The 20,443-nt window shown below is 31.2% G+C and carries 18 protein-coding genes; 12 read left to right on the top strand and 6 right to left on the bottom strand.

The window, feature by feature from the left end; genetic code table 11:
* The first annotated feature begins 421 nt into the window (after positions 1 to 421).
* The 5 genes from ES044_RS01105 to ES044_RS19155 all read left to right on the top strand — a co-directional run bounded on the left by ES044_RS01105 (position 422) and on the right by ES044_RS19155 (position 4,084).
* Entirely contained in the window at positions 422 to 907 is a 486-nt protein-coding gene (locus ES044_RS01105; RefSeq protein ID WP_147117709.1) for an RNA polymerase sigma factor, read from the top strand.
* Positions 908 to 911: 4 nt separating this feature from the next.
* Positions 912 to 1,520 (top strand): hypothetical protein, encoded by a 609-nt coding sequence (locus ES044_RS01100; RefSeq protein WP_147117708.1) that lies wholly within the window; start codon positions 912 to 914, stop codon positions 1,518 to 1,520.
* Positions 1,521 to 1,619: 99 nt separating this feature from the next.
* The gene (locus ES044_RS01095) at positions 1,620 to 3,017 is read left to right on the top strand and encodes an alpha/beta hydrolase family protein (protein ID WP_189663151.1); all 1,398 of its coding nucleotides are present in this window, start codon (positions 1,620 to 1,622) and stop codon (positions 3,015 to 3,017) included.
* Between the two features lie 294 nt (positions 3,018 to 3,311).
* The gene (locus ES044_RS01090; RefSeq protein ID WP_147117706.1) at positions 3,312 to 3,776 is read left to right on the top strand and encodes a glycine zipper family protein; all 465 of its coding nucleotides are present in this window, start codon (positions 3,312 to 3,314) and stop codon (positions 3,774 to 3,776) included.
* Positions 3,777 to 3,958: 182 nt separating this feature from the next.
* Positions 3,959 to 4,084: a hypothetical protein gene (locus ES044_RS19155; protein ID WP_262712385.1), complete on the top strand. Its 126-nt coding sequence runs from the start codon at positions 3,959 to 3,961 to the stop codon at positions 4,082 to 4,084.
* Positions 4,085 to 4,232: 148 nt separating this feature from the next.
* On the opposite strand, the gene ES044_RS01085 is transcribed toward ES044_RS19155, so the two are convergent.
* Positions 4,233 to 4,685 (bottom strand): hypothetical protein, encoded by a 453-nt coding sequence (locus tag ES044_RS01085; protein WP_147117705.1) that lies wholly within the window; start codon positions 4,683 to 4,685, stop codon positions 4,233 to 4,235.
* A 318-nt stretch (positions 4,686 to 5,003) separates the two neighbouring features.
* Here ES044_RS01085 and ES044_RS01080 point away from each other — a divergent pair, with 318 nt between their 5' ends.
* The gene (locus ES044_RS01080; RefSeq protein ID WP_147117704.1) at positions 5,004 to 5,996 is read left to right on the top strand and encodes an IS110 family transposase; all 993 of its coding nucleotides are present in this window, start codon (positions 5,004 to 5,006) and stop codon (positions 5,994 to 5,996) included.
* A gap of 169 nt (positions 5,997 to 6,165) precedes the next feature.
* Here ES044_RS01080 and ES044_RS01075 read toward each other — a convergent pair whose 3' ends face one another.
* The 5 genes from ES044_RS01075 to fabD form a co-directional block, all read right to left on the bottom strand.
* A complete protein-coding gene (locus tag ES044_RS01075; protein ID WP_147117703.1) occupies positions 6,166 to 8,385 on the bottom strand; it encodes an AAA family ATPase in 2,220 nt (739 codons plus the stop codon).
* Positions 8,386 to 8,568: 183 nt separating this feature from the next.
* Positions 8,569 to 9,426, bottom strand: a complete 858-nt coding sequence (locus tag ES044_RS01070; RefSeq protein ID WP_147117702.1) for a hypothetical protein — start codon at positions 9,424 to 9,426, stop codon at positions 8,569 to 8,571.
* A gap of 26 nt (positions 9,427 to 9,452) precedes the next feature.
* Positions 9,453 to 9,758 carry a hypothetical protein gene (locus tag ES044_RS01065; RefSeq protein WP_147117701.1) on the bottom strand — a complete coding sequence of 102 codons (306 nt, stop codon included), beginning with the start codon at positions 9,756 to 9,758 and terminating at the stop codon, positions 9,453 to 9,455.
* Positions 9,759 to 9,923: 165 nt separating this feature from the next.
* Positions 9,924 to 10,922 (bottom strand): hypothetical protein, encoded by a 999-nt coding sequence (locus ES044_RS01060; protein ID WP_147117700.1) that lies wholly within the window; start codon positions 10,920 to 10,922, stop codon positions 9,924 to 9,926.
* Positions 10,923 to 11,771: 849 nt separating this feature from the next.
* On the bottom strand, positions 11,772 to 12,653 hold the full coding sequence (gene fabD / locus ES044_RS01055) for an ACP S-malonyltransferase (RefSeq protein WP_147117699.1): 882 nt from the start codon (positions 12,651 to 12,653) through the stop codon (positions 11,772 to 11,774).
* 276 nt (positions 12,654 to 12,929) lie between these two features.
* On the opposite strand from fabD, the gene ES044_RS01050 reads away from it, so the two are divergent.
* From ES044_RS01050 to ES044_RS01025, 6 genes are all read left to right on the top strand, one after another.
* Positions 12,930 to 13,661 carry a queuosine precursor transporter gene (locus ES044_RS01050; protein WP_147117698.1) on the top strand — a complete coding sequence of 244 codons (732 nt, stop codon included), beginning with the start codon at positions 12,930 to 12,932 and terminating at the stop codon, positions 13,659 to 13,661.
* Positions 13,662 to 13,731: 70 nt separating this feature from the next.
* Positions 13,732 to 14,442 carry a DUF547 domain-containing protein gene (locus tag ES044_RS01045; RefSeq protein WP_147117697.1) on the top strand — a complete coding sequence of 237 codons (711 nt, stop codon included), beginning with the start codon at positions 13,732 to 13,734 and terminating at the stop codon, positions 14,440 to 14,442.
* Positions 14,443 to 14,480: 38 nt separating this feature from the next.
* On the top strand, positions 14,481 to 14,816 hold the full coding sequence (locus ES044_RS01040) for an arsenosugar biosynthesis-associated peroxidase-like protein (protein ID WP_018943417.1): 336 nt from the start codon (positions 14,481 to 14,483) through the stop codon (positions 14,814 to 14,816).
* A 424-nt stretch (positions 14,817 to 15,240) separates the two neighbouring features.
* Positions 15,241 to 16,293: an arsenosugar biosynthesis radical SAM (seleno)protein ArsS gene (gene arsS, locus ES044_RS01035; protein ID WP_147117696.1), complete on the top strand. Its 1,053-nt coding sequence runs from the start codon at positions 15,241 to 15,243 to the stop codon at positions 16,291 to 16,293.
* A 193-nt stretch (positions 16,294 to 16,486) separates the two neighbouring features.
* Positions 16,487 to 17,170 carry a DUF2064 domain-containing protein gene (locus tag ES044_RS01030; protein WP_147117695.1) on the top strand — a complete coding sequence of 228 codons (684 nt, stop codon included), beginning with the start codon at positions 16,487 to 16,489 and terminating at the stop codon, positions 17,168 to 17,170.
* 62 nt (positions 17,171 to 17,232) lie between these two features.
* Positions 17,233 to 20,427, top strand: a complete 3,195-nt coding sequence (locus ES044_RS01025) for a SusC/RagA family TonB-linked outer membrane protein (RefSeq protein WP_147117694.1) — start codon at positions 17,233 to 17,235, stop codon at positions 20,425 to 20,427.
* Positions 20,428 to 20,443 lie beyond the last annotated feature (16 nt).

Genomic DNA, 20,443 nt, shown 5'->3' with positions numbered 1-20,443 from the left:
GATGCATTAATTTCGAAATGGTTGCGTCAAATTACTGCCAACGTCTCTGTATATGGCTCGTAGCGTGCAAATAAGCTGTTGCCATTCGGTCGAGTACAAGCCAGTCTTTTAAATTTAGTTATATTTACTTTTTCTCAAATATAACTAAATTTAAAAGACTGGCGACTTCGCAAATATGCCTTAACTTCCTTTAATTAAATACTTGGATATGAGATATATATGTTGTTACCCACCGTTTTTTTAACGATGCCTTTCAGCTTTATGGAATTTACGCACTTCAGTTATTTTATTGTTCTGTAGTTGTACTATATTAATTTTTCTTCTCTCTTTCTCATTAAGAATGATTAGCCAACTAAAAAAAATGAAATATTTTGTGCTTTTTTTAAGTAAGTACATACTAATAGAGTATAGCGAATAATTTATGACACAAGAAAAACAGTTTGTAGAAGTAATTCAAGAGAATGAAGGCATCCTCTACAAAATGACAAGGTTATATGCCAATAATAAGGAAGACCAAAAAGACTTATACCAAGATATTGTATATCAGTTATGGAAATCATTTAACACATTTAGAGGTGATGCAAAGCTAAGTACTTGGATTTATCGCATCGCATTAAATACAGCTCTTTTATATCTAAAGAATAATAAAAGAAAAGGAAATAAAACGTCACTCGATGGAATAGTATTGATTAATGAAAATTACGACCCAGTTCTTGAAAAGCGTCTTAAAATATTATATGCTCACATTAGAAAACTGGGTGAGATTGATAAAGGAATTGTTTTTCTTTTTTTAGAGGGAAAAAAGCATGAAGAAATATCAGATATAACAGGTATGTCCACCAGTAATATTGGTACGCGTATGGTACGAATAAAAGGAAAATTAAACAAACAGATGACAAAAAAATAAAATTATGGAACTCGAAGAAATGCAAGCGACTTGGTCTCAGATGAGCGACCAACTGGATAATCAAAAAAAAATAACCAATAAATTAATTATGGAAATGACCAAAGAACGTTATAAAAATAAAATAGGTATACTGTCAAAGTATGAAGGAATAGGTGCTGTTATCTGTTTTATAACGGCGATTCTCCTAATTTCGCGGTTTTCTGAGTTGAATACTTGGTATTTATTGGTCTCTGGTATTTTTACTGTTTGTTATATGATTGTACTTCCATTAATCGTGTTGCGCTCCATTAGAAGTATGAAAAGTATAGACTTAACCAATAATAATTATAAAGAAACCCTTATCGCTTATGCTAAAAAGAATAGACAATTCCTACTAACACAAAAAGTTGGTGTCTATCTTAATTTTATTCTTTTGGTTGTTAGTTTACCCGTTATCATTAAAGTATTTAAAGGAAAGGACATATTTGTTACAAACATCAATTTGGTTTACTGGTACATTCCTGTAATGGCAGTTTTTCTAATTTTATTTTCTATTTGGGGATATGGCAAATATAAAAACGTAACGGATTCCGCATCTCATATTCTAGAAGAGCTTGAAGATACATCTTCTTAAATAACAATCAAAGACCAATTTTATTAAAAATTCAATTACAATTTTATGCTGAAAAATTTCAGCAAGCAATACTCTATACTAATTTTAAAAATTAAAACTATGAAAACAAACATAATCACAATCTGCCTATTGTTTTTAACATTAACGGCACTTTCGCAGAATATAACAGGAATATGGAATGGTGCTATTGAAGTGGATAAAGACACAAAATTCAATTTTATATTTAACATTAAAGAAAATGGAAAAACATATCAAACCACCGTTGATATTCCAACACAAAGAGTAAATGGAATTAAAGCACTAAAGACATTAGTCACAGCTGATAGCTTAATAATAGACTTTTCAAATGTGGGAATGAAATATAGTGGAAAATTTAATACCAATCGTACGTTAATTAACGGTAAATTAGTTGAAGGCTTAAATTCCTTTTCCCTAAATCTCTCAAGGAATTCGGTGCTTGAAACACCAAAACTCAATAGACCTCAAGAGCCACTAAAACCCTATTCCTACATAGAAGAAAAAGTAAGTTTTGTAAATAAGGACGCCAATATAAAGCTGGCTGGTACATTTACACGTCCTAAAGAGAATAAAAAATATCCTGTTGCTATATTGATAAGCGGTAGTGGTCCTCAAGACAGAGACGAAACCATATCACAGCACAAACCCTTTCTGGTTCTGGCAGATTACCTTACTAAGCAAGGCATTGCCGTACTGCGCTATGATGATAGAGGGTTTGGTGCATCAACGGGCAATCATTCTAGAGCAACTACTTACGATTTTGCTTTAGATGTTATTAGTGCTATCGATTATTTAAGAACAAGGCACGATGTTGATGCAAATAAAATTGGTTTGATAGGACATAGTGAAGGTGGTATCATTGCGCCTTTAGTAGCCAATAAAGCTGACAATGTTGCTTTTATCATTTCTTTGGCAGGTACGGGAATTTCTGGAACAGAACTTTCAGTCATTCAGTCCAAAACGATGAGACCATTCCCTGTACCTGATGAAGCAGTTTACGAAAAGGCAATTAGAGAAGCAATTAAAATAGCAAAACAGAATAAGGATATTTCTGTAATAAAACCAGAATTGATGGAACACTATAATGAGACTATAGCGCCCATACTTAAAAATCTTGGTGTGCCAGAAGTTAAAGTGAATGAAATTATTACAAGCTTGGTGGCTATACGAACCACAAAATGGGTTCGTTATTTTTATGACTATAATCCAGCCGATGAATACGAGAAAGTTAATTGTCCTGTTTTATCGTTAAATGGTAGCTTAGATACACAAGTAGAGGCAAAAATCAACCAAAATGGTTTACGCAATGCATTGACCAATGGAAAAAATAAAGATTTTGAAATAATCGAACTCGAAGGCTTTAATCATTTATTCCAAAAAGCAAAAACTGGTAAAATGGATGAATATTCTGATATTGAAGAAACGTTCTCTCCAAAAGTTCTCAATATAATTTCGGATTGGATTTTGAAACGTGTTTAAGGCGAAATGAACTATTTTTTATATTAGAATATCGGAATAAATCATAAGATAATTCGTGTTCGGGATGTTTTTTTAAATGGTGGGTAACGTTCATGTGTATGGCATGTTGCGAGTAAATAAACAATAATTTTCAATAAATAATAAATTAAATAAAATGACAAAGACTAAAGAAGTAAACCAAAAAAAGCAATGTGTTATAAACGGTGTTGTAGCCAATTAAAAAAACAGCCACTTGAACTTATAAAGTGTAACAAATTTATTAATCAACGACTTATAAAATAAACGAGATAAACAATGAACATAAGCGACACTTCCGAATTATTAAACAGTTTATTATCTGAAACGGATAAAAAATCAGAAAAAAAAATCTATAACTGTTTTATCCGAACATTATCATCTTTAAAAAATAGAGATTTAACTAAAAATCAGTCACATTTAATACAAGAAAAACTTTCTTCATTGGATTTAAAAGCAACAACGGAAAACAGAAAAAAATTCTACAAACAGAAACTTTCTGAATTTAAAGCATTTCTGAAAAATAAATTTTCTTTCACGTCTGAAGGATATTATACAAGAATGGGGATGGTTTATGGAATGATCTTTGGAGCGGGAATTGGTTTATCAATTGGAACGGCTATTAATCCACCTTTAGGAATAAGTATTGGATTGTCTATTGGAGCAGGAGTTGGAATGGTACTTGGAATGATATATGGAGCAAGAAAAGATGCAGAAGCAAAAAGACAAGGAAGAGTTATTTAAAAGAAAATTCGGAATGAAAAACTGGCTACAACACCGTATATAATTTATTGCTAGTTCCAGCCTAATTACGAAAATCCTCGCGGATTTTCTATTCGGTTTTTATTTGCTCAATTACGTGCTAAACAACGCAACAAACCATATACAAACACGTTAGTAGCCGTTCATTCCAAGAATTAGAACACTTGGCAGAAGAGCTTGAATGTGCAAATATGTATTTAGATGACTTAAACATCCCAAAAAAAGACGAAAGTGGAAATGAATACAGTATTGTTGGTAGAATTAAATACCTTGAACAGAATGGCTTCTAACGTTCTCCTATAACCGTCAGTAACGGATTTATATTCGTTAATTTTCGGTTTAGCACAGACATTAGTAATTATGAGTGGATCCGGAAGTAGTCGAATCCGCCGTAATTGCAGTTATATATTGTTGGCAATTATTTATTAGATTCAATCACTAAAAAGCATATCCTAAACCAATTCCGACCCCAAGAATTCCAAGTTTAGCCTTAAATATAAAACCGCCATCGGGTTTTTGATAACGATACCCAACATCTAATAATGGATAAGTAAAAGAATTTGAGACATCACTGTCTTTCCCAGAGAAAATCCCTGCATTTAATTCAAAATGAGAATTTTTTTTCCCCGTTAACATTGTTACTGCTCCTAATCCTCCAAAGCCACCGGCAGCCATAAGCAAACCGCCATATCCAAATCCTGCTCTACCAAACCAAGATACCCTTTCTCCTTGATATATACTTCGTTCATAATTTACAAATGCATGAACACCTGGAATAATGCCAGTATCAAAATAGATGCTATTTTTACTTAATATATTTTTTTCTGATGACTGTGCATTGGCGGAAAACCCAATTGTTACAATCGATATTACTAGTAAAATTTTTTTCATTTTAAATTTAATTTTAGGATTAGTCAATAGGTGTGCCAAGATTTGGTACAATTAAATGTAACTCTTTTATTATTGATTGTTGCCAACGTTGTTCTTTACTTTACACTTGAATAAAGTAGTTATTATCTTTACTAAGAAACAAGAGGAGAACTAAAACGTTGTTTTGAATATCAGTTCCTTTGCACGTATCAGTCCTCTTGTTTTTCTTAAGTTGCTTTAGGACCATTTGGAATACCAAGAATTACTTCTTATTAAAGGTGATAGTCATTGCAACATTTGTGAACAATTTCTTAATTACAAGAAATAATACTTAAAAATATGAAAAATTATTCAGATGTTATTGGTATCGATGTATCAAAATTAACGATTGATGCACATATTCACAATCAATGCGTACACCGAGTGTTTTCAAATACACCAAAAGGGTACAAAGCACTTTTGTTTTGGACAGAAAGCTACCTAGAAGATCAGGTCTATTTTTTCTGTTTTGAGAATACAGGCCATTATTCTACAAATCTTAGTATTTATCTTTCAGAAAAAGCTATCGATTACGTTGAAGAAAGCCCATTAGCCATCAACCGATCTTCAGGTGTTGTTAGAGGAAAAACAGATAAACTTGATTCCGCTATGATTGCTAGATACGCTTGGATTTATAGAGAAGAGCTTATTTTAAGTAGTCCAAAAGCAAAAGATATTCAAGAACTCGGAAGACTGTTATCCTTTAGAGATCAGCTAGTAAGGAATAGAACGGGTAAAGTGAGTAGTCTCAAAGAAATGGAAAATTTACTTAGTAGTCCATCGACTGATGATTGCTGTAAGATTATTAAAAAAACCATTCATTATCTTACAAAACAAATTATATCACTAGAGAACCACATCAAAAACCTAATGGTTAGAGATGAATCATTACAAAAGAATTATGAGCTTTTAAATACCTTAAAAGGAGTTGGATTAGTTCTTTCTTGTCAATTGTTATATCACACTAGTAACTTTAAGCGCTTTGATAGTTGGCGACAGTTTTCAAGTTATTGTGGTATAGCACCTTTTGAACACAGTTCTGGAACTAGTATACATCGAAAAAACAGCATTCATCACATAGGTGATAGAAAAATGAAAACACTGTTAACGCTAGCCAGTGTTAGTGCGATACAATGCGACAAAGAACTAAAACAGTATTATAATAGAAAGGTTGCAGAAGGAAAACCCAAAATGGTTGCTATAAATAATGTTAGAAATAAAATTTTATCAAGAGCTTTTGCAGTCGTAAAAAGAGGAACTCCTTATGTAGAATTACAAAAATTTGTAGCTTAAAAAAAGATTTTATTTAATTAGGATTTGACCTTGGAATACGTATGAGGAAAGTTGCGTGTTTTAAGCACAAAAGTTAGTAAATAAAACACAGATTTAAAGTCTGCGAAAACTTTCGTAAATAAGCTAAAACAAGCAATTAATTTTATAAGGTGTTGTGCGTTCGTACTTTTTATTTTATCATTTTCTTGTGGTGTTCCTCATAACCTGCTACTTTAAAAAGTTCAGCAAAACCATCTTTAAAATCTTTATAATCAAATTCCTTAAAGTCAAATATATTTTGTCCTAAAGAATGAGATTCTCTATTTATATACCTATAAAAAGCTTGAAATCTATTTGTGTTTAATGGTTCTTGCCTGAAAAAGTTATTTAAATCTTTTTTCTCTACAAAATTGAAAAAATACTCAATTACGTTTCTCATACAATTCGCAATCAAAGCTGGTGGTTGTTTTTCGTCTTTTATAATATACCAATAAGCTTGATAGTCATTTTGAATTTCTTCATATTTCATTTTTTGGAAGCGACTCCCATCATTGTTTTTTAAAAGTCTAAATAGTTTTTGAGTTTCTTTTCGTTCATCGTGTTTTGTTTCTGTAATCTCGTAGAAGAAATAAAGACTATGAGTTAATATAAAAACTTGTTCATACTTATAATTCCAAATATTCACCTTTTCTCCAGTTTCCTCATCTTTTTTAGTTTCCTTTTTCCCAAAAAATTCGTTTTTAATTAACCTTCCAATATTAAAAACATAAATGTGAGAAAGACTTGAAATTGGGTCGTCAATTACGATTATTTTCTTTTTACCTGTTTCTGTAGCATCTTGTTTTCCTCTACACATTTCTAAAAAGTACAAAAAACTTATTATCATTTTTTCTCCTTCACTTAATGAACGGAATACTCTTTCTTTGCTTTCTCCTCTAACTATTTTGTAAAGGTTTTCTTTGTGATTTTCAATTTCAAAATCAGTAATTCCCAAGTCAATTAATCCATCATTAATATTTGCAATTGCTTTTTCAATATTAACTGTTTGCTTTTGTTGTTCTGATATAATTGACTTCTCTTCAAGAATTGTTTTATCAAAACTTTTAATAGTAGTATTAAGCGAATCAGTTTTAGTTTTTGATATACTTTTGTCGGAAAGGTATGAGCTAATTGTTTGGTCATAATCCCAACGCATAATTTGCCAAAAAGTCTTTTTTATTGCTGTTTTTACTGTTGCCTTTTTATCAATTTTATCGTTGTGTTCTAAAATAGAAGCATTAATTTTAATTATAACTTCATTGACTTCTTCTAATAATTTCGTTGAATTTTCAAGAGTTTGAGCTACACTTGGATTTTTTATCTTTTCTTCAATCTTTTTTTTATTCGATTTAATCAGTTGATTAAATGCATTTAATTTGATTTCAAAATCTTGCTTAAAAGTTTCAAATTTTGGATTGGCTTCGAAAGTTGTTTTGTTTGGGATTTGCAGAATTGCTTGTGAATATTCTTCAAGAAAAGTTTTTATAGAGATAATATCTGCTTCATAAGAAACATCAAAGTAATTTTTTATGTTTTCTATTAATTCGCTTGAAATGGTTTTTTCTTGACAAAAAGGACAATTTTCATTTTCTTCAAATTGTTTTTCGGGTAAATATTTTAATCCCGATTTTACCCAATCAGAGTTTCCAAGTTTTGTGATTAGTTCAGATACACTACTATTTTCATTACCTACGATTTGTTTATCGAAAATTTTTGCAGTTTCTATATTTGAAGATGAGAATATTATTTTAGGAAAAAAACCATATTTCTGGGCGTTTTCTCCCATAATTTCCTGAACATCATTCTTTAAATCATCAATACTTTTGGTCGGTTTATCAGCAGGTTTCGTTAATCCTTGGATGTGATTAAATAAATTGTCTTTTGAACCTTTATAACCTTCTAAACAAAACTCAAGAACACGGTCGCCACCACTAAAATCGGTTTTTATTTTCCAAATAGTAACTTTTGCGTTTTCTAATTTTTTACCTATTGATATATTTTCTGTTTCTAATTCTTTGTTTTTTTTGGTTTTTTGTCCGTCAAGGTTTTCTATTTCTTTTTCAGCATTAGCAATTTTTGTGATAGCTTCTTTGTTTTCTTTTGAAAGAGTAAAAATTCCTTTTAAACTTTCAGATTCGAAAAAGTTCTCTTGGATAAAAGTTTGATTATAAACAAGAATTTCGTGATTTTCATCTAAACCTACAACAGAGCAATCTTTATACTTTTCATCTGCTCTTTTTAAAAGATAATTTGAAAAAGTACTTTTTCCTGTTCCATTTAAACCATAAATAAGATTCAATGCTTTGTCAGTTTCTAAAGTTGCTTGACTTTTGTAACTCGCTACTTTATTTAAGTCTATTTTGGTTATCATTTTCTGGTCAGTTTTTGTTTTTTACGAGAGATTGGTTGTATGACGCACAACGTTTTTGTATATGGTTTGTTGCGTGTTTCAAGCAACTAATTTAGTAAATAATTACCGACCAAGAAAGTCCGCGAGAACTTTCTTGGTCGGTAATTAGCTAGCAATAAATTATATACGGTGTTACCAATAGTTTTATTCAATTAATTCATATTCTATTGTCATTTTACTTCTACTTTCTTTAGAATAATTAATTTCTTTTCCATTTTGCATTATTGATTTTGTTAATGTGTATTCCATAATTTTATCATTAAAATTAAGTTCAAAACTTTCAGCATCTTTAATTTCTCCAATTATTTTTCCATTTTTAAATTTACCTGTAAACTTTCTCAATCCAGCTCCATTATTTCCAACACAATTTTGATTATGTGTTCCTTCAACTTTTTCATTTTTGTTTATTTTAAATATAATTTCATAAGAGCAATCTTCAGTTCCATAACCAAAACTATATTCCTTTCCCTTTTCAAGTATAAATACATTTTCTTTATAATAATTTTCAAAAGAATAACTAGTACTTAGAAGGTCTCCTATTTCGTCTGGCATTAGAGTTTCTACAATTATTTCTCCTTCACTAGTTTCTTGAGCTTGATAATCTACGTCTACTTTTTGATTTAATAATTTTTTGATTTGATTTCTTGTAAATTTCAGTTTATTTTTTTCTGCCTCTTCTAAAATATAATTTTCGACTTCTGATTTTAATTTTAAAACTATGCTAGCTGAACAATCGCAAGATTTTAATTTTTCATTAACCGCTCTTGTTCTTATTAGTTCTAATTCAATATTTTCTGTATAAAAATGTTTTAAATAATCTTCATCAATACCTCGTATATTTTTTAAATTTTCAATTTCTTTTAGCATCTCTTCTTCAAATAATTCTTTAACAGTTCTTTTTACAAGAGAGCTATCACATTTTAATTCGTCTTCGCTACAAGATGTAAAAGAAGTAAAAGAAGTAATAATAATAGCAATTAATAACAATTTCAATTTTTTCATTTTTTAGTTTTAATATTAGTATTTATTTATTGAGTAATTAAAGTTGAGTCACAGTTCGGGCAGATAACTTGGTTTTTTTCAGAAGAGAATCTCCATATTCCTAAAAATATCGCTGGAATAATTCCAATCCCTGTAAAACAAATTGGGATTAAAATCCAATATGATAAATACCAAGGAACTATTTGTTTTTCAATTCCCATTAGACCTTCGTAGCCACATTCTAAACAAAAACATTCTTCTGTTTTTTTATAGTTTCTTAATTTTTTTAAAATTTCGGGATTAGTTTGCTCAGGAATTTTCTTCTTTTTCTTCTTTTTTTTTGTTTTTTCCATTTTTGGTTTTAGTGGTTAATTATTGGTAACGTATTTGTGTATGATTTTTTGCGTGTTTTAAGAGACTAATTTACTAAATAAAACAAGAACCAAGAAAGTCCGTTTGGACTTTCGTAAGCTAGCGATTTGCCAGCAATTAATTATACACGTTGTTGCCCGCAGTTATTATAGGAATTTTAATGAAAATAACCATTTGTTTATATCAGCAGCTAATTCAGTTTTAATTATTGGTTGTTTGTCAAATACTTTTATTAAAACTATGTAGATATGATTGTCTTTATCCGCAAAAAATATTTCTCCAGTTTCAAATATTTTATTTGGTTTATTCTCATATTCACGAGTGTATTTAGTGTAAAAAACTTCGGATTTTTTCTGAATACTTTCCAATTCTAAAATATTTCCATTTGTAAGTGAGCCATAAACCATTCCATTGAGAATTAAATTAAAAATCAAACTACTTGAGTTTTGATTAAATTGTTTTTTGGCTGTTTTAATGACTTGATTAACAATTGTGCTGTCTATATCAAGTTGTTTTAATAGAGTTTTCTCCTTATTAATGTTTTTATTAACTATTTCAAAAATATTCTTTGCAACATCTTTTTTAACAACAATAACATTTATAGAAGAATTAAAAATCTCTTGTTTTCCTTCAACCTCTATTTTCAATGAATCTTTGTATTTAAATTGATGGAATTTATATTTTCTTTTATAGTTTTTAAATTCAGGGTTTTTAAAAATACTATCTAATGTAAAACTATATTCTCTACCTAATTGTAATTCAATCGGATTAATTTCGAGTTCTTTTCTTATAAAATTAACAGGTGATATTTGCTTATAATTCCATTTTGAACTTGTTGTATCTGCGTAAAAATTCCCACTTGCTAGATAGCTTGAATTCGGTAATAATTTATTGTTTTTAGAAACAAATAATTGTTTCACATCAAAATAGTCATTTTCTCCAATATTTCTTTCTATTGAGGATATTTTAGTGTTCAGTTGAGTTATTTCGGACGAATGTTTCTCTTTTAGGTTATCAATTCTATAATTGTATAACCAAACTAAAATAGAACCTATTGTTCCAATAATTGCTAACCAAAAAAGAATATTATTCCTTTTGCTTTGCTTTTCAGTTTCTTTCTTCTTTAGTCTTTTCTTTTTATTCAATTTCACTCATTTTTGAAGTTCGTGGTTAATTATGCACAACTCCTTATATCTGTATAAATATAAGTGTTATCTGTTTTTTTTTCTAAAGATAATACAATGTGTCCATCCTTATTTACTTCCAAAAATTAAAATTTAAAGAAGCCTTTTAAATCTATTTTCTATTAATTTTTATCTCTAAAACAAGTTTGGTTTTATCAAATATAACTTGCTATTCTAAAAACAATACAATCCTTGAAACTATATGATTAACCCTAATTTTTAATATTGCCTATCTTCTTAATTTTAAACAAGAGTATGACAAATATTTTAATATTATTTACGGGATACCATACAAACACCCTTTTAATCGTATTATTTTTATTTTTTATGGAGGTTTGTCATTTATACTGAAGGTTAGCTTGGTTTATATGCCTACTTTTATAAATAGCGATAATTCCATTTGGCTATCCTTGTAATTAAAGGAAAGTCTGCAAATTTTGAAGAGAAATTGTAGTTTGAAGTGCAGGTTTATTTGAAATCATGACCCTAGTATTATTCAGTAGACAATAAATTTTATTGGATTCCAAAGATGATTTGTCTCTTACATTTCATCCGCTTTCTGCTTTTCTATACCCTCTATCTTACCGAAAAAACACGAATAAAAGATAAAATATTAGTGTCTTTCCGTTTTTAATAATCGCAGATATCCTTTTAGAAACAAGTGAATACTCTCTATTTTAAAACAATTTATTCACTTAAACTATCTTTAAACAGGCACTTATAATTTTAAATCATAGCCGCAAAACATCATAAAAAAAGCTTGTAAAACAATTAATTTTACAAGCTCTTTTAATCCTTAATTTTAATTTTTTATACAACTACTGCACCACTTGCAGCAACACTTCTATCAATTTTACGCATTAATCCTTGTAACACTTTCCCTGGACCCACTTCTATAAATTCAGTTCCTCCATCAACAATCATTTGTTGTATGGATTGTGTCCATTTTACTGGCGCGGTTAGCTGACTCATTAAATTTTCTTTAATCTCATCAGGATTTGTAACTGCCTTTGCCACTACATTCTGATACACTGCACAGGTAGGTTTGCTAAATTCGGTTGCTTCAATTGCCGCCGCTAACTCTTCTCTAGCCGGCTCCATCATTGGCGAATGAAATGCCCCGCCAACGGGTAACATAATTGTTCTTCCTCCTTTTTCTGTTAATACTTTACACGCCTCTTCAACGGCAGAAATTTCACCAGAAATAACCAATTGACCCGGGCAATTGTAATTTGCAGCAACTACAACTCCATCAATTTCGGCGCAAATATCTTCTACAATTGTATCTTCTAATTTTAAAACTGCGGCCATGGTAGAAGGTGTAATTTCGCATGCTTTTTGCATTGCCAAAGCACGTTTAGAAACTAATTTTAATCCGTCTTCAAAAGACAAAACGCCATTGGCAACTAAAGCAGATAATTCTCCTAAAGAATGACCTGCCACCATTTCTGGTTGAAAAGAATCTCCTAAAACTTTCGCTAAAATTACTGAATGTAAAAAGATTGCAGGCTGTGTAACTTTCGTTTCTTTTAATTGGTCGGCAGTTCCTTCGAACATAATATCTGTGATTGAGAACCCTAAAATATCGTTCGCCTTTTCAAAATATTCTTGCGCTAACGGATACTTTTCGTATAAATCCAATCCCATTCCTGTAAATTGTGCTCCTTGACCCGGAAAAATATATGCTTTCATTTTATCTTGTTTAGTTGTTGATTTGTTTAACTGTAATACAGACTGCGAAAATAATCATTTTTATTTGAAGCTATTTCCTGCTTTCCGCACTCGCTTTTTTTAGGCTTAATTTATTTCAACCTCTGTGCAAATGTGGAAGTAATTTTATGATTTATAACAGCTATTAAAAGAGTTCGGCCTAAAAAAGAGCTCAAACAAATGCTTCAATCAGGGCTAAAACAAACGAGAAGTTAACGGCATTATCAAAACTGATCAAATATTTAGTAACTTCGTTCTATGACAAGTAAAGACAAAAAATTAGCAGATAATATTTACCTAATTCTAGCTGCTTTATTTATTGCATCGCTAGTAGCGTCCAACTTAATTTTTCAGAAATTCTTTTACTGGGAACCTTTTGGTTTGTATCGTTTTGAAATTTCTGTCGGAATTTTACCATACCCCATCACTTTTTTAATTACCGATATTTTATCAGAAATCTACGGAAAAAAGAAAGCAAACAAAGTGGTTATCGCTGGTATCTTTGCTTCGTTTTTTTCGATGCTCATTATTTTACTGGCAGATTTTGCGCCTGCAATTGAAAATTCTCCCATAGACGATGCTATTTTTCATCAAGTTTTTGGCTTGTCTCCGCTCGCTGTTTTCGCTTCTATGATTGCTTATTTATGTGCGCAATTTGTCGATATTAAGATTTTTCATTTTTGGAAAGACCTTACGAAAGGGAAACATTTATGGCTTCGAAATAACTTTTCAACATTTGCTTCTCAATTTATAGATACGTTTACAGTATTATTTTTACTCTGTTCTTTTCAAATTTTACCTTGGCCTATTTTTACTAGTCTTTTAATTAGTGGTTTTCTTTTTAAGGTAGTGGTTGCCGTTTTAGATACTCCTATATTGTATGGTGCCGTTTTTCTCTTTAAACGGCGATTTAAATTAGCAATTACAGATGAAATTACAGATGAAATTTTATTTGGTTCCGACAATAAAATCGATCAAAAAAAAGTTTAAAATTATTGAACTCTTTTTTGTAATCAATGAAAAAAGACTTCGTCTAACAAATCGGAAAACAACATAACTCATGAAAAATATATTTTTAATAACAATCATTTTTCTAACATGTACCAAAGTAAATGCGCAAAGCTCAATTTTTAATGATCTGTTACAAAAGCATGTTTCTAAAACCGGAATTGTAGATTACGAAGCCTTTAAAACGGATGAAACTGCATTAAATAGTTATATTTCTTATTTAGAAAAAACTTCACCTACAAGCTCATGGTCAGAAAATAAACAAAAAGCTTTTTGGATAAATGCCTACAACGCTTATACCATTAAACTAATTTTAGAAAATTACCCTCTTAAAAGTATCATGGATATTAAGGAAGAGGACAAAACTGCTTGGAAAATTTCGTTTGCTAAAGTTGGCGGAACAACCTACACGTTAGATTATATAGAACACGAAATTTTACGTAAAACGTTGTTTGATCCAAAAATTCATGTGGCGGTAAATTGCGCTTCTGGCTCTTGTCCTAAATTAGGAAACATCGCTTTTACAGAAGAAAACATAGAGGCTACCCTAGAAAAATTAATGCAAGAATTTGTGAATGATTCTTCTAGAAACGACCTCTCTAAAGATAAAGTTCAAATCTCTTCAATTTTTGATTGGTTTCAAGACGATTTTACAAAAAATGGCTCTGTAATTGAGTATTTAAATACATATTCGAAAACTGAAATAAACCCCAATGCTAAAATCTCTTATTTGAAATACGATTGGAGTTTGAACAGCAAATAATTACTATCTTTCAACTTTTAATTACATAAAATATACCAATGTCTAAAAATTATTACGATGCGGCCGATTTAAGAAAATTCGGTAAAATTACAGAATGGAATGAAGAACTTGGCAACAAATTTTTTGATTATTATGGTAAAGTATTTGAAGAAGGCGCTTTAACGGCACGTGAAAAAAGTTTAATTGCCTTGGCAGTTGCACACACAGAACAATGTCCTTACTGCATAGATGCCTATACAAAAGACGGTTTACAACGCGGCATTACCAAAGAACAAATGATGGAAGCAATTCATGTTGGAGCCGCTATAAAAAGTGGCGCAACTTTAGTGCATGGAGTTCAAATGATGAATAAAGTGAATAAGTTGGAAATGTAAGCAGCCTCTAATTTTGCCTTTTGGCAAAATTTTAAAGGTCGCTTATCACGCTTTTGGGCGTGATCTCTATATGAAATTTTAAAGTCTGCTAATCCAGAGAAACGAGAGATCTCATAAAAAGAGAAAAAGCTATTTTTTACTAAAAAGCAAAAAATGTGCTTCATTTAAAGCTCTTTTGGACTGGAAAATTAGAGTCTGCGTATCCCAAGAAAAGGCATGATCTAAAAACAATAAACTTCACTAATCTTTAAAAGGATTTTAAAATAATTTACAGCATTTAAAAAGCATTTCGACAAGCTCAATGTGACATCCATAATTTAAAATAAGCTTTACAACAGAACCAAACCACAATTTTTTACGTATATAATTTAAAGAATTAGAAGCATTAAGATGCTGAACCAAATTCAGCACAAGAAAGTTTAGCATGAAAAAATCATTAAAAGCAAGAAATAACGATATTGCAAAAACGGCACGTCAAATGGAAATTCTTTCGAGCGGAATTTTCGCAAACGGAGAATTACCAACATTTGCAGCAAAAATTAAAGAAACAGGTCATTTTCCATTGCGTCCTAAAAAACTAGAAATTCTGCAAATAAACCTCGGTTATATGTGCAACCAAGTGTGTTCACATTGTCATGTTGATGCAGGTCCTGATCGTAAAGAAATTATGACTTTAGAAACAATGGAGCAATGTTTAGATGTTATCAAAAAGACAGAAGCTCATACATTAGATTTAACAGGTGGCGCCCCAGAAATGAATCCTAATTTTAGATGGTTTGTAGAAGAAGCCTCAAAAGCGGGAATTAAAGATTTTATTGTGCGCTCTAACCTAACCATAATTAGAGCTAATAAAAAATATTACGATTTACCAGAATTCTTTAAAAAACACGGAGTTCATGTAGTTTCTTCAATGCCTCACTGGACGCGTGGAAAAACAGACAAACAACGTGGTGACGGTGTTTTTGATAAATCTATCAAAGCATTACAAGAATTAAACGCGGTAGGTTACGGTTTAGAAGGTTCTGATTTAAAATTAGATTTAGTGTATAATCCTTCAGGAGCATTTTTACCCGGAGATCAGCAGGCGTTAGAAAATGATTTCAAAAAAGAATTAAAAGGTGAATTTGATATTGATTTTCACAGTCTTTTTGCGATTACCAATTTACCCATTAGTCGTTTTTTAGATTATTTAATAGCATCTGATAATTACGAAGATTATATGCACTCCTTATTGGATGCCTACAATCCTGCTGCTGTAGAAAATGTAATGTGTACAAATACTATTTCTATTAGTTGGGATGGTTGGTTGTATGATTGTGATTTTAATCAAATGCTAAATTTAAAAGTAGCTAGTAAAGTAAAACATATTTCAGAATATAACGAAGATTTATTACAAGACAGAAATATAATTATCAATCAGCATTGTTATGGTTGCACTGCTGGCGCAGGAAGCAGCTGCCAAGGTATTGTAGCGTAAAGAAGCCTTTTTGCCCTTTGGGCATTTCCCCGAAGAAGAAAAGGAGCTACATTGGTGCTAAAATATTTCAAAAGGTATCTCTAAAGAATTAGGACTTCTTGTAATTATGAAAAAAATAATAAATTAAAAAAATACCTGCAAGATTTTGATACTGAATCAAGTTCAGTATCAAAACCTTGCAGAAAAATAAAAAGTGCTCAAAAAGAAAACTGCCATATTAATTTTTGCAAATTCTGCTGAAAAAGAAGCAGAAAGAAAATCGTTTCTTTCTGCGGATATTTTTTCTGCGCTGAATAATCAAACTTTAAAAAAAGTTAAAAAATCGGGAATTGATTATTTTCTTATTTCTGAAAAACAACAAGTTGGAAATACTTTTGGTGAGCGTTTTTCTAATGCCATTGAAAGTGTTTTTAACAACGGTTTTGAAAACGTCATTACCGTTGGTAATGATACTCCGCATTTAAAAACGCGTCATTTAGTTCATACGCTGCATCAATTAGAAAAAAATGATTTTGTTTTAGGCCCTTCAATAGATGGTGGTTTCTATTTAATGGGGCTCAAAAAAAAGCATTTTCAGAAAGAAACATTTTTAAAATTACCTTGGCAAACTAATCGTTTACAAAAATGTATTTCGTCTATTGCAGATAAAAATCATTTAGAAATTAACTTTCTAGAACCTCTAAATGACCTCGATACAAAAGAAGATCTCAAAACAATTCTTAACAGCTTCAAGAAAATTTCTTTTTCCATTTTAAGACTTTTACAAGAATTATTCTTCAGAACTAAAGACACTTTTCTCGAAGAGTTTATTTTCTTTTCAGAAACTTCCTACACTCAAAACCTTAATAAAGGTTCTCCCATAATCTCGTGTACATAACTTCGTATTACTTTTTTTGAGATTAAAAATCAACCATTTATTTTACACAAAATCATTACTAAATGAAGCACATTTTTATGTGGATTTTTATGCTACTTGTTAGCGTAAGTTTTTCACAAATTAAAATTACAGGAACCGTTACAAACAAAAATACTGGCGAAAAATTACCTGTAGTAAGCATCACTACTATAGACGGAATAGGAACCACCACAGATGACAATGGAGATTTTACGATTACCGTTACTTCACAGTCTGATGTTTTAGAATTTTCTTATTTAGGCTATCAATCACAAAAAATTACGATTGGTAACCAAACAGTCTTCAATATTCTTTTAGAAGAGGAAGACACCAATTTAAATGAGGTGGTCGTAACCGCTTTAGGACTCAATCGAAAAACAAAAGAATTAGGTTATGTGGTTCAAGAGCTAAAGACAAAAAATTTAACGGAAGTTAAAACACCTAATTTTCTAGATAATTTAGCAGGAAAATTAGCAGGTGTAACGATTTCTCAAGGAGCAACAGGCGTTGGTTCTTCCTCAAAAATAACCATTCGTGGAGAAGCTTCTTTTTCGAATAACAATCCGCTTTTTGTAGTAGATGGAACGCCAATTAACAACAACACTGTTTTTAATTTCACCAATGAGGCCGCTGCTGGTTTTCAGGAAATAGATTTTGGAAATGGCGCCATGGAGGTAAATCCTGACGATATTAAGTCTGTAACGGTTCTAAAAGGACCAAGTGCTGCCGCTTTGTACGGAACAAGAGCTTCCAACGGAGTTATTGTGATTAGAACGAAAGACGGTACAAAAAAGAAAGGTTTGGGAATTAGTATTAATTCTTCGATCACTTTTGATACTGCTTTTCGATTGCCTGAATTCCAAAATGAATACGGACAAGGAAACTCTGGTAATTTCGAATACATAAATGGTTTAGGCGCCGGTGTAAATGACGTCATATCTTATTCTTGGGGACCCAGATTAGATGCTGGAAATCTCATTCCGCAATTCGATAGTCCTGTAACTTTGGCAGACGGAACTATCGTTCGTGGTGGAGATACTTCTTTGTATTCTGGTAATTCGATTACGCCTACTTTATTCCAATCGAACCCAGATAATTTAAAAAATTTTTATCAAACAGGCGTTACAACCATTAATAATGTAGCTATAAACGATCGTTTTCAGAGAGGTTCTTACCGACTATCTTTTACAGATTTAGACAGTGAATCTATTATTCCTGGTGTAAATTTAGATCGAAAAACAACGGCTTTAAAACTTAATTTTAATCCGACAGAAAAAACTAGAATTACCTCTTCTGTAAATTATATAAATTCTAGCAGTGATAACCGACCTTCTAATGGTTATGGTAGTGAAAACGTGAATTATTCTTTGGTTGCTTGGGGACCAAGATCTTTAAATATTGAGAACTTAAGAGACTACTGGCAACCCGGATTAGAGGGCGTGCAACAATATAATTTTAATTATACGTATTTTGATAATCCGTTTTTTATCTTACATGAAAACACCAACTCTTTTCACAGAGATCGTCTTTTTGGAAACATTTCTCTAAATCATCAGTTTACAGAAAAATTGAGTATCTCTTTGCGTTCTGGAATGGATTATTCATCAGAAAAAAGAAGATTTAAACGGAACTTTAGTAGCAACCGTTTTAAAAACGGAGCCTATGCAGAACATGATGTTTTTTACAGAGAAGTAAACACAGATTTCTTGGTAAATTATACCGATAATTTTGGCGATTTTTCTTTTGATGCTTCTTTTGGAGGGAATAGATTAGACCAAACTGCTTCTACAAAACAATCGCAAACAACCAATTTAGCGCAACCTGGTATTTTTAGTTTGAACAATGCCGCATCGCCCATTGAAGTTTTTCAATTCGATTCTAAAAAACGAATTAATTCGTTATACGGAATTGCAAAATTTGGTTATAAAGATTTTTTATATGTTGATGTTACAGGAAGAAACGATTGGTCTAGTGCTTTGGCAACTCCTTTTTCTGTGGATGGAACCTCTTTCTTTTATCCGTCAGTTTCAACAAGTTTTATTCTATCAAATTTTGTAAAATTGCCAGAAAATATTTCATTTGCGAAGTTAAGAGCGAGTGTTGCACAAGTTGGTAATGACACCAATCCCTATCAAACATCTAGCGCCTTTGTATCGCAAACGGTCTTTAACGGCCAGCCCACATTTAGCAATCAAAATTTTATTCCGAATGCAAATTTAAAACCAGAAGTTACGACTTCTTATGAATTTGGTGCAGATATACGTTTCTTTAAAGACCGATTAAATATCGATTTCACCTACTATAATGCCACCACAAGCGATCAAATTATTTCTTTACCCATTGCAATTTCATCTGGCTATCATCAGCAAGTAATTAATGGCGGAAAAGTAACGACAACCGGTGTTGAAATTATTTTAAGCGGAACGCCCATTAGAAATAGAAATTTTACTTGGAATACTACCTTCAATTTTGCCACCAATAGATCTGTGGTTAACGATTTACCCCAAGATGAAGGCCGTTTAACGTTGGCGTATAGTAGCATTTACAACAGCGCCAATCAGACAGTTTGGTTTCAGGTAGAAGAAGGCGGACGAGTTGGCGACATGTATGGAACTGGATATCAGAAAAACACAGAAGGTCAATTTCTTTTAGATGATAATGGCCGTTATATCGCTGATAATAATTTGATTAAAATCGGGAACTACAATCCTGATTTTACGCTAGGTTGGAACAACTCTTTCAATTATAAAAGTTTTAATGCAAGCTTTTTGTTTGATTGGCGTCAAGGAGGAGAAATCGTTTCAAGAACGAGAGCGCTAGGAAATGTTGGTGGTCAATTAGCCGAAACTGCCTTTAGGCCTGATGCCGGTATTGTGGCGCAAGGTGTAAATATAAATTCTGGCCAACCCAACACAGTTCCTGTTTCTGCAGAAAGTTATTACAGACAATTTTACGACAGAAATCACGAAGAAAACAATGTGTATGATGCTTCTTTCTTAAAATTACGTCAGTTTTCTTTTGGGTATACCTTACATTTAAATGAGGGTTTTTTAGGCTTACAAGATGCATCTGATATGAACTTTTCTTTTATCGGCAATAACTTATTTGTGATTACAGAAAATCCGCATTTCGACCCAGAACAATTAGCCGTTCAAGGAAACGGATTTGTTAGCGGAGTGGAAGATATGAGTTATGCCACCAGCAGAAGTTTAGGTTTTAAAGTAGCCTTTAATTTTTAACCTGCAAGACATTTAC

This window comes from Polaribacter sp. IC066, assembly GCF_007997085.1.
GTDB lineage: Bacteria > Bacteroidota > Bacteroidia > Flavobacteriales > Flavobacteriaceae > Polaribacter.
The sequence above is the reverse complement of the archived record's forward strand: the minus strand, read 5'-3'. Positions and strand labels throughout refer to the sequence as shown.

What these genes read in the sequence shown, in the direction of transcription:
- ES044_RS01080 (WP_147117704.1), top strand. Translation starts at nt 5,004, where the DNA reads ATGAAAAATTATTCAGATGTTATTGGTATCGATGTATCAAAATTAACG.
- ES044_RS01050 (WP_147117698.1), top strand. Translation starts at nt 12,930, where the DNA reads ATGACAAGTAAAGACAAAAAATTAGCAGATAATATTTACCTAATTCTA.
- ES044_RS01105 (WP_147117709.1), top strand. Translation starts at nt 422, where the DNA reads ATGACACAAGAAAAACAGTTTGTAGAAGTAATTCAAGAGAATGAAGGC.
- ES044_RS01065 (WP_147117701.1), bottom strand. Translation starts at nt 9,758, where the DNA reads ATGGAAAAAACAAAAAAAAAGAAGAAAAAGAAGAAAATTCCTGAGCAA.
- ES044_RS01070 (WP_147117702.1), bottom strand. Translation starts at nt 9,426, where the DNA reads ATGAAAAAATTGAAATTGTTATTAATTGCTATTATTATTACTTCTTTT.
- ES044_RS01090 (WP_147117706.1), top strand. Translation starts at nt 3,312, where the DNA reads ATGAACATAAGCGACACTTCCGAATTATTAAACAGTTTATTATCTGAA.
- ES044_RS01095 (WP_189663151.1), top strand. Translation starts at nt 1,620, where the DNA reads ATGAAAACAAACATAATCACAATCTGCCTATTGTTTTTAACATTAACG.
- fabD (WP_147117699.1), bottom strand. Translation starts at nt 12,653, where the DNA reads ATGAAAGCATATATTTTTCCGGGTCAAGGAGCACAATTTACAGGAATG.
- ES044_RS01085 (WP_147117705.1), bottom strand. Translation starts at nt 4,685, where the DNA reads ATGAAAAAAATTTTACTAGTAATATCGATTGTAACAATTGGGTTTTCC.
- ES044_RS01100 (WP_147117708.1), top strand. Translation starts at nt 912, where the DNA reads ATGGAACTCGAAGAAATGCAAGCGACTTGGTCTCAGATGAGCGACCAA.
- ES044_RS01075 (WP_147117703.1), bottom strand. Translation starts at nt 8,385, where the DNA reads ATGATAACCAAAATAGACTTAAATAAAGTAGCGAGTTACAAAAGTCAA.
- arsS (WP_147117696.1), top strand. Translation starts at nt 15,241, where the DNA reads ATGAAAAAATCATTAAAAGCAAGAAATAACGATATTGCAAAAACGGCA.
- ES044_RS01045 (WP_147117697.1), top strand. Translation starts at nt 13,732, where the DNA reads ATGAAAAATATATTTTTAATAACAATCATTTTTCTAACATGTACCAAA.
- ES044_RS01040 (WP_018943417.1), top strand. Translation starts at nt 14,481, where the DNA reads ATGTCTAAAAATTATTACGATGCGGCCGATTTAAGAAAATTCGGTAAA.
- ES044_RS01025 (WP_147117694.1), top strand. Translation starts at nt 17,233, where the DNA reads ATGAAGCACATTTTTATGTGGATTTTTATGCTACTTGTTAGCGTAAGT.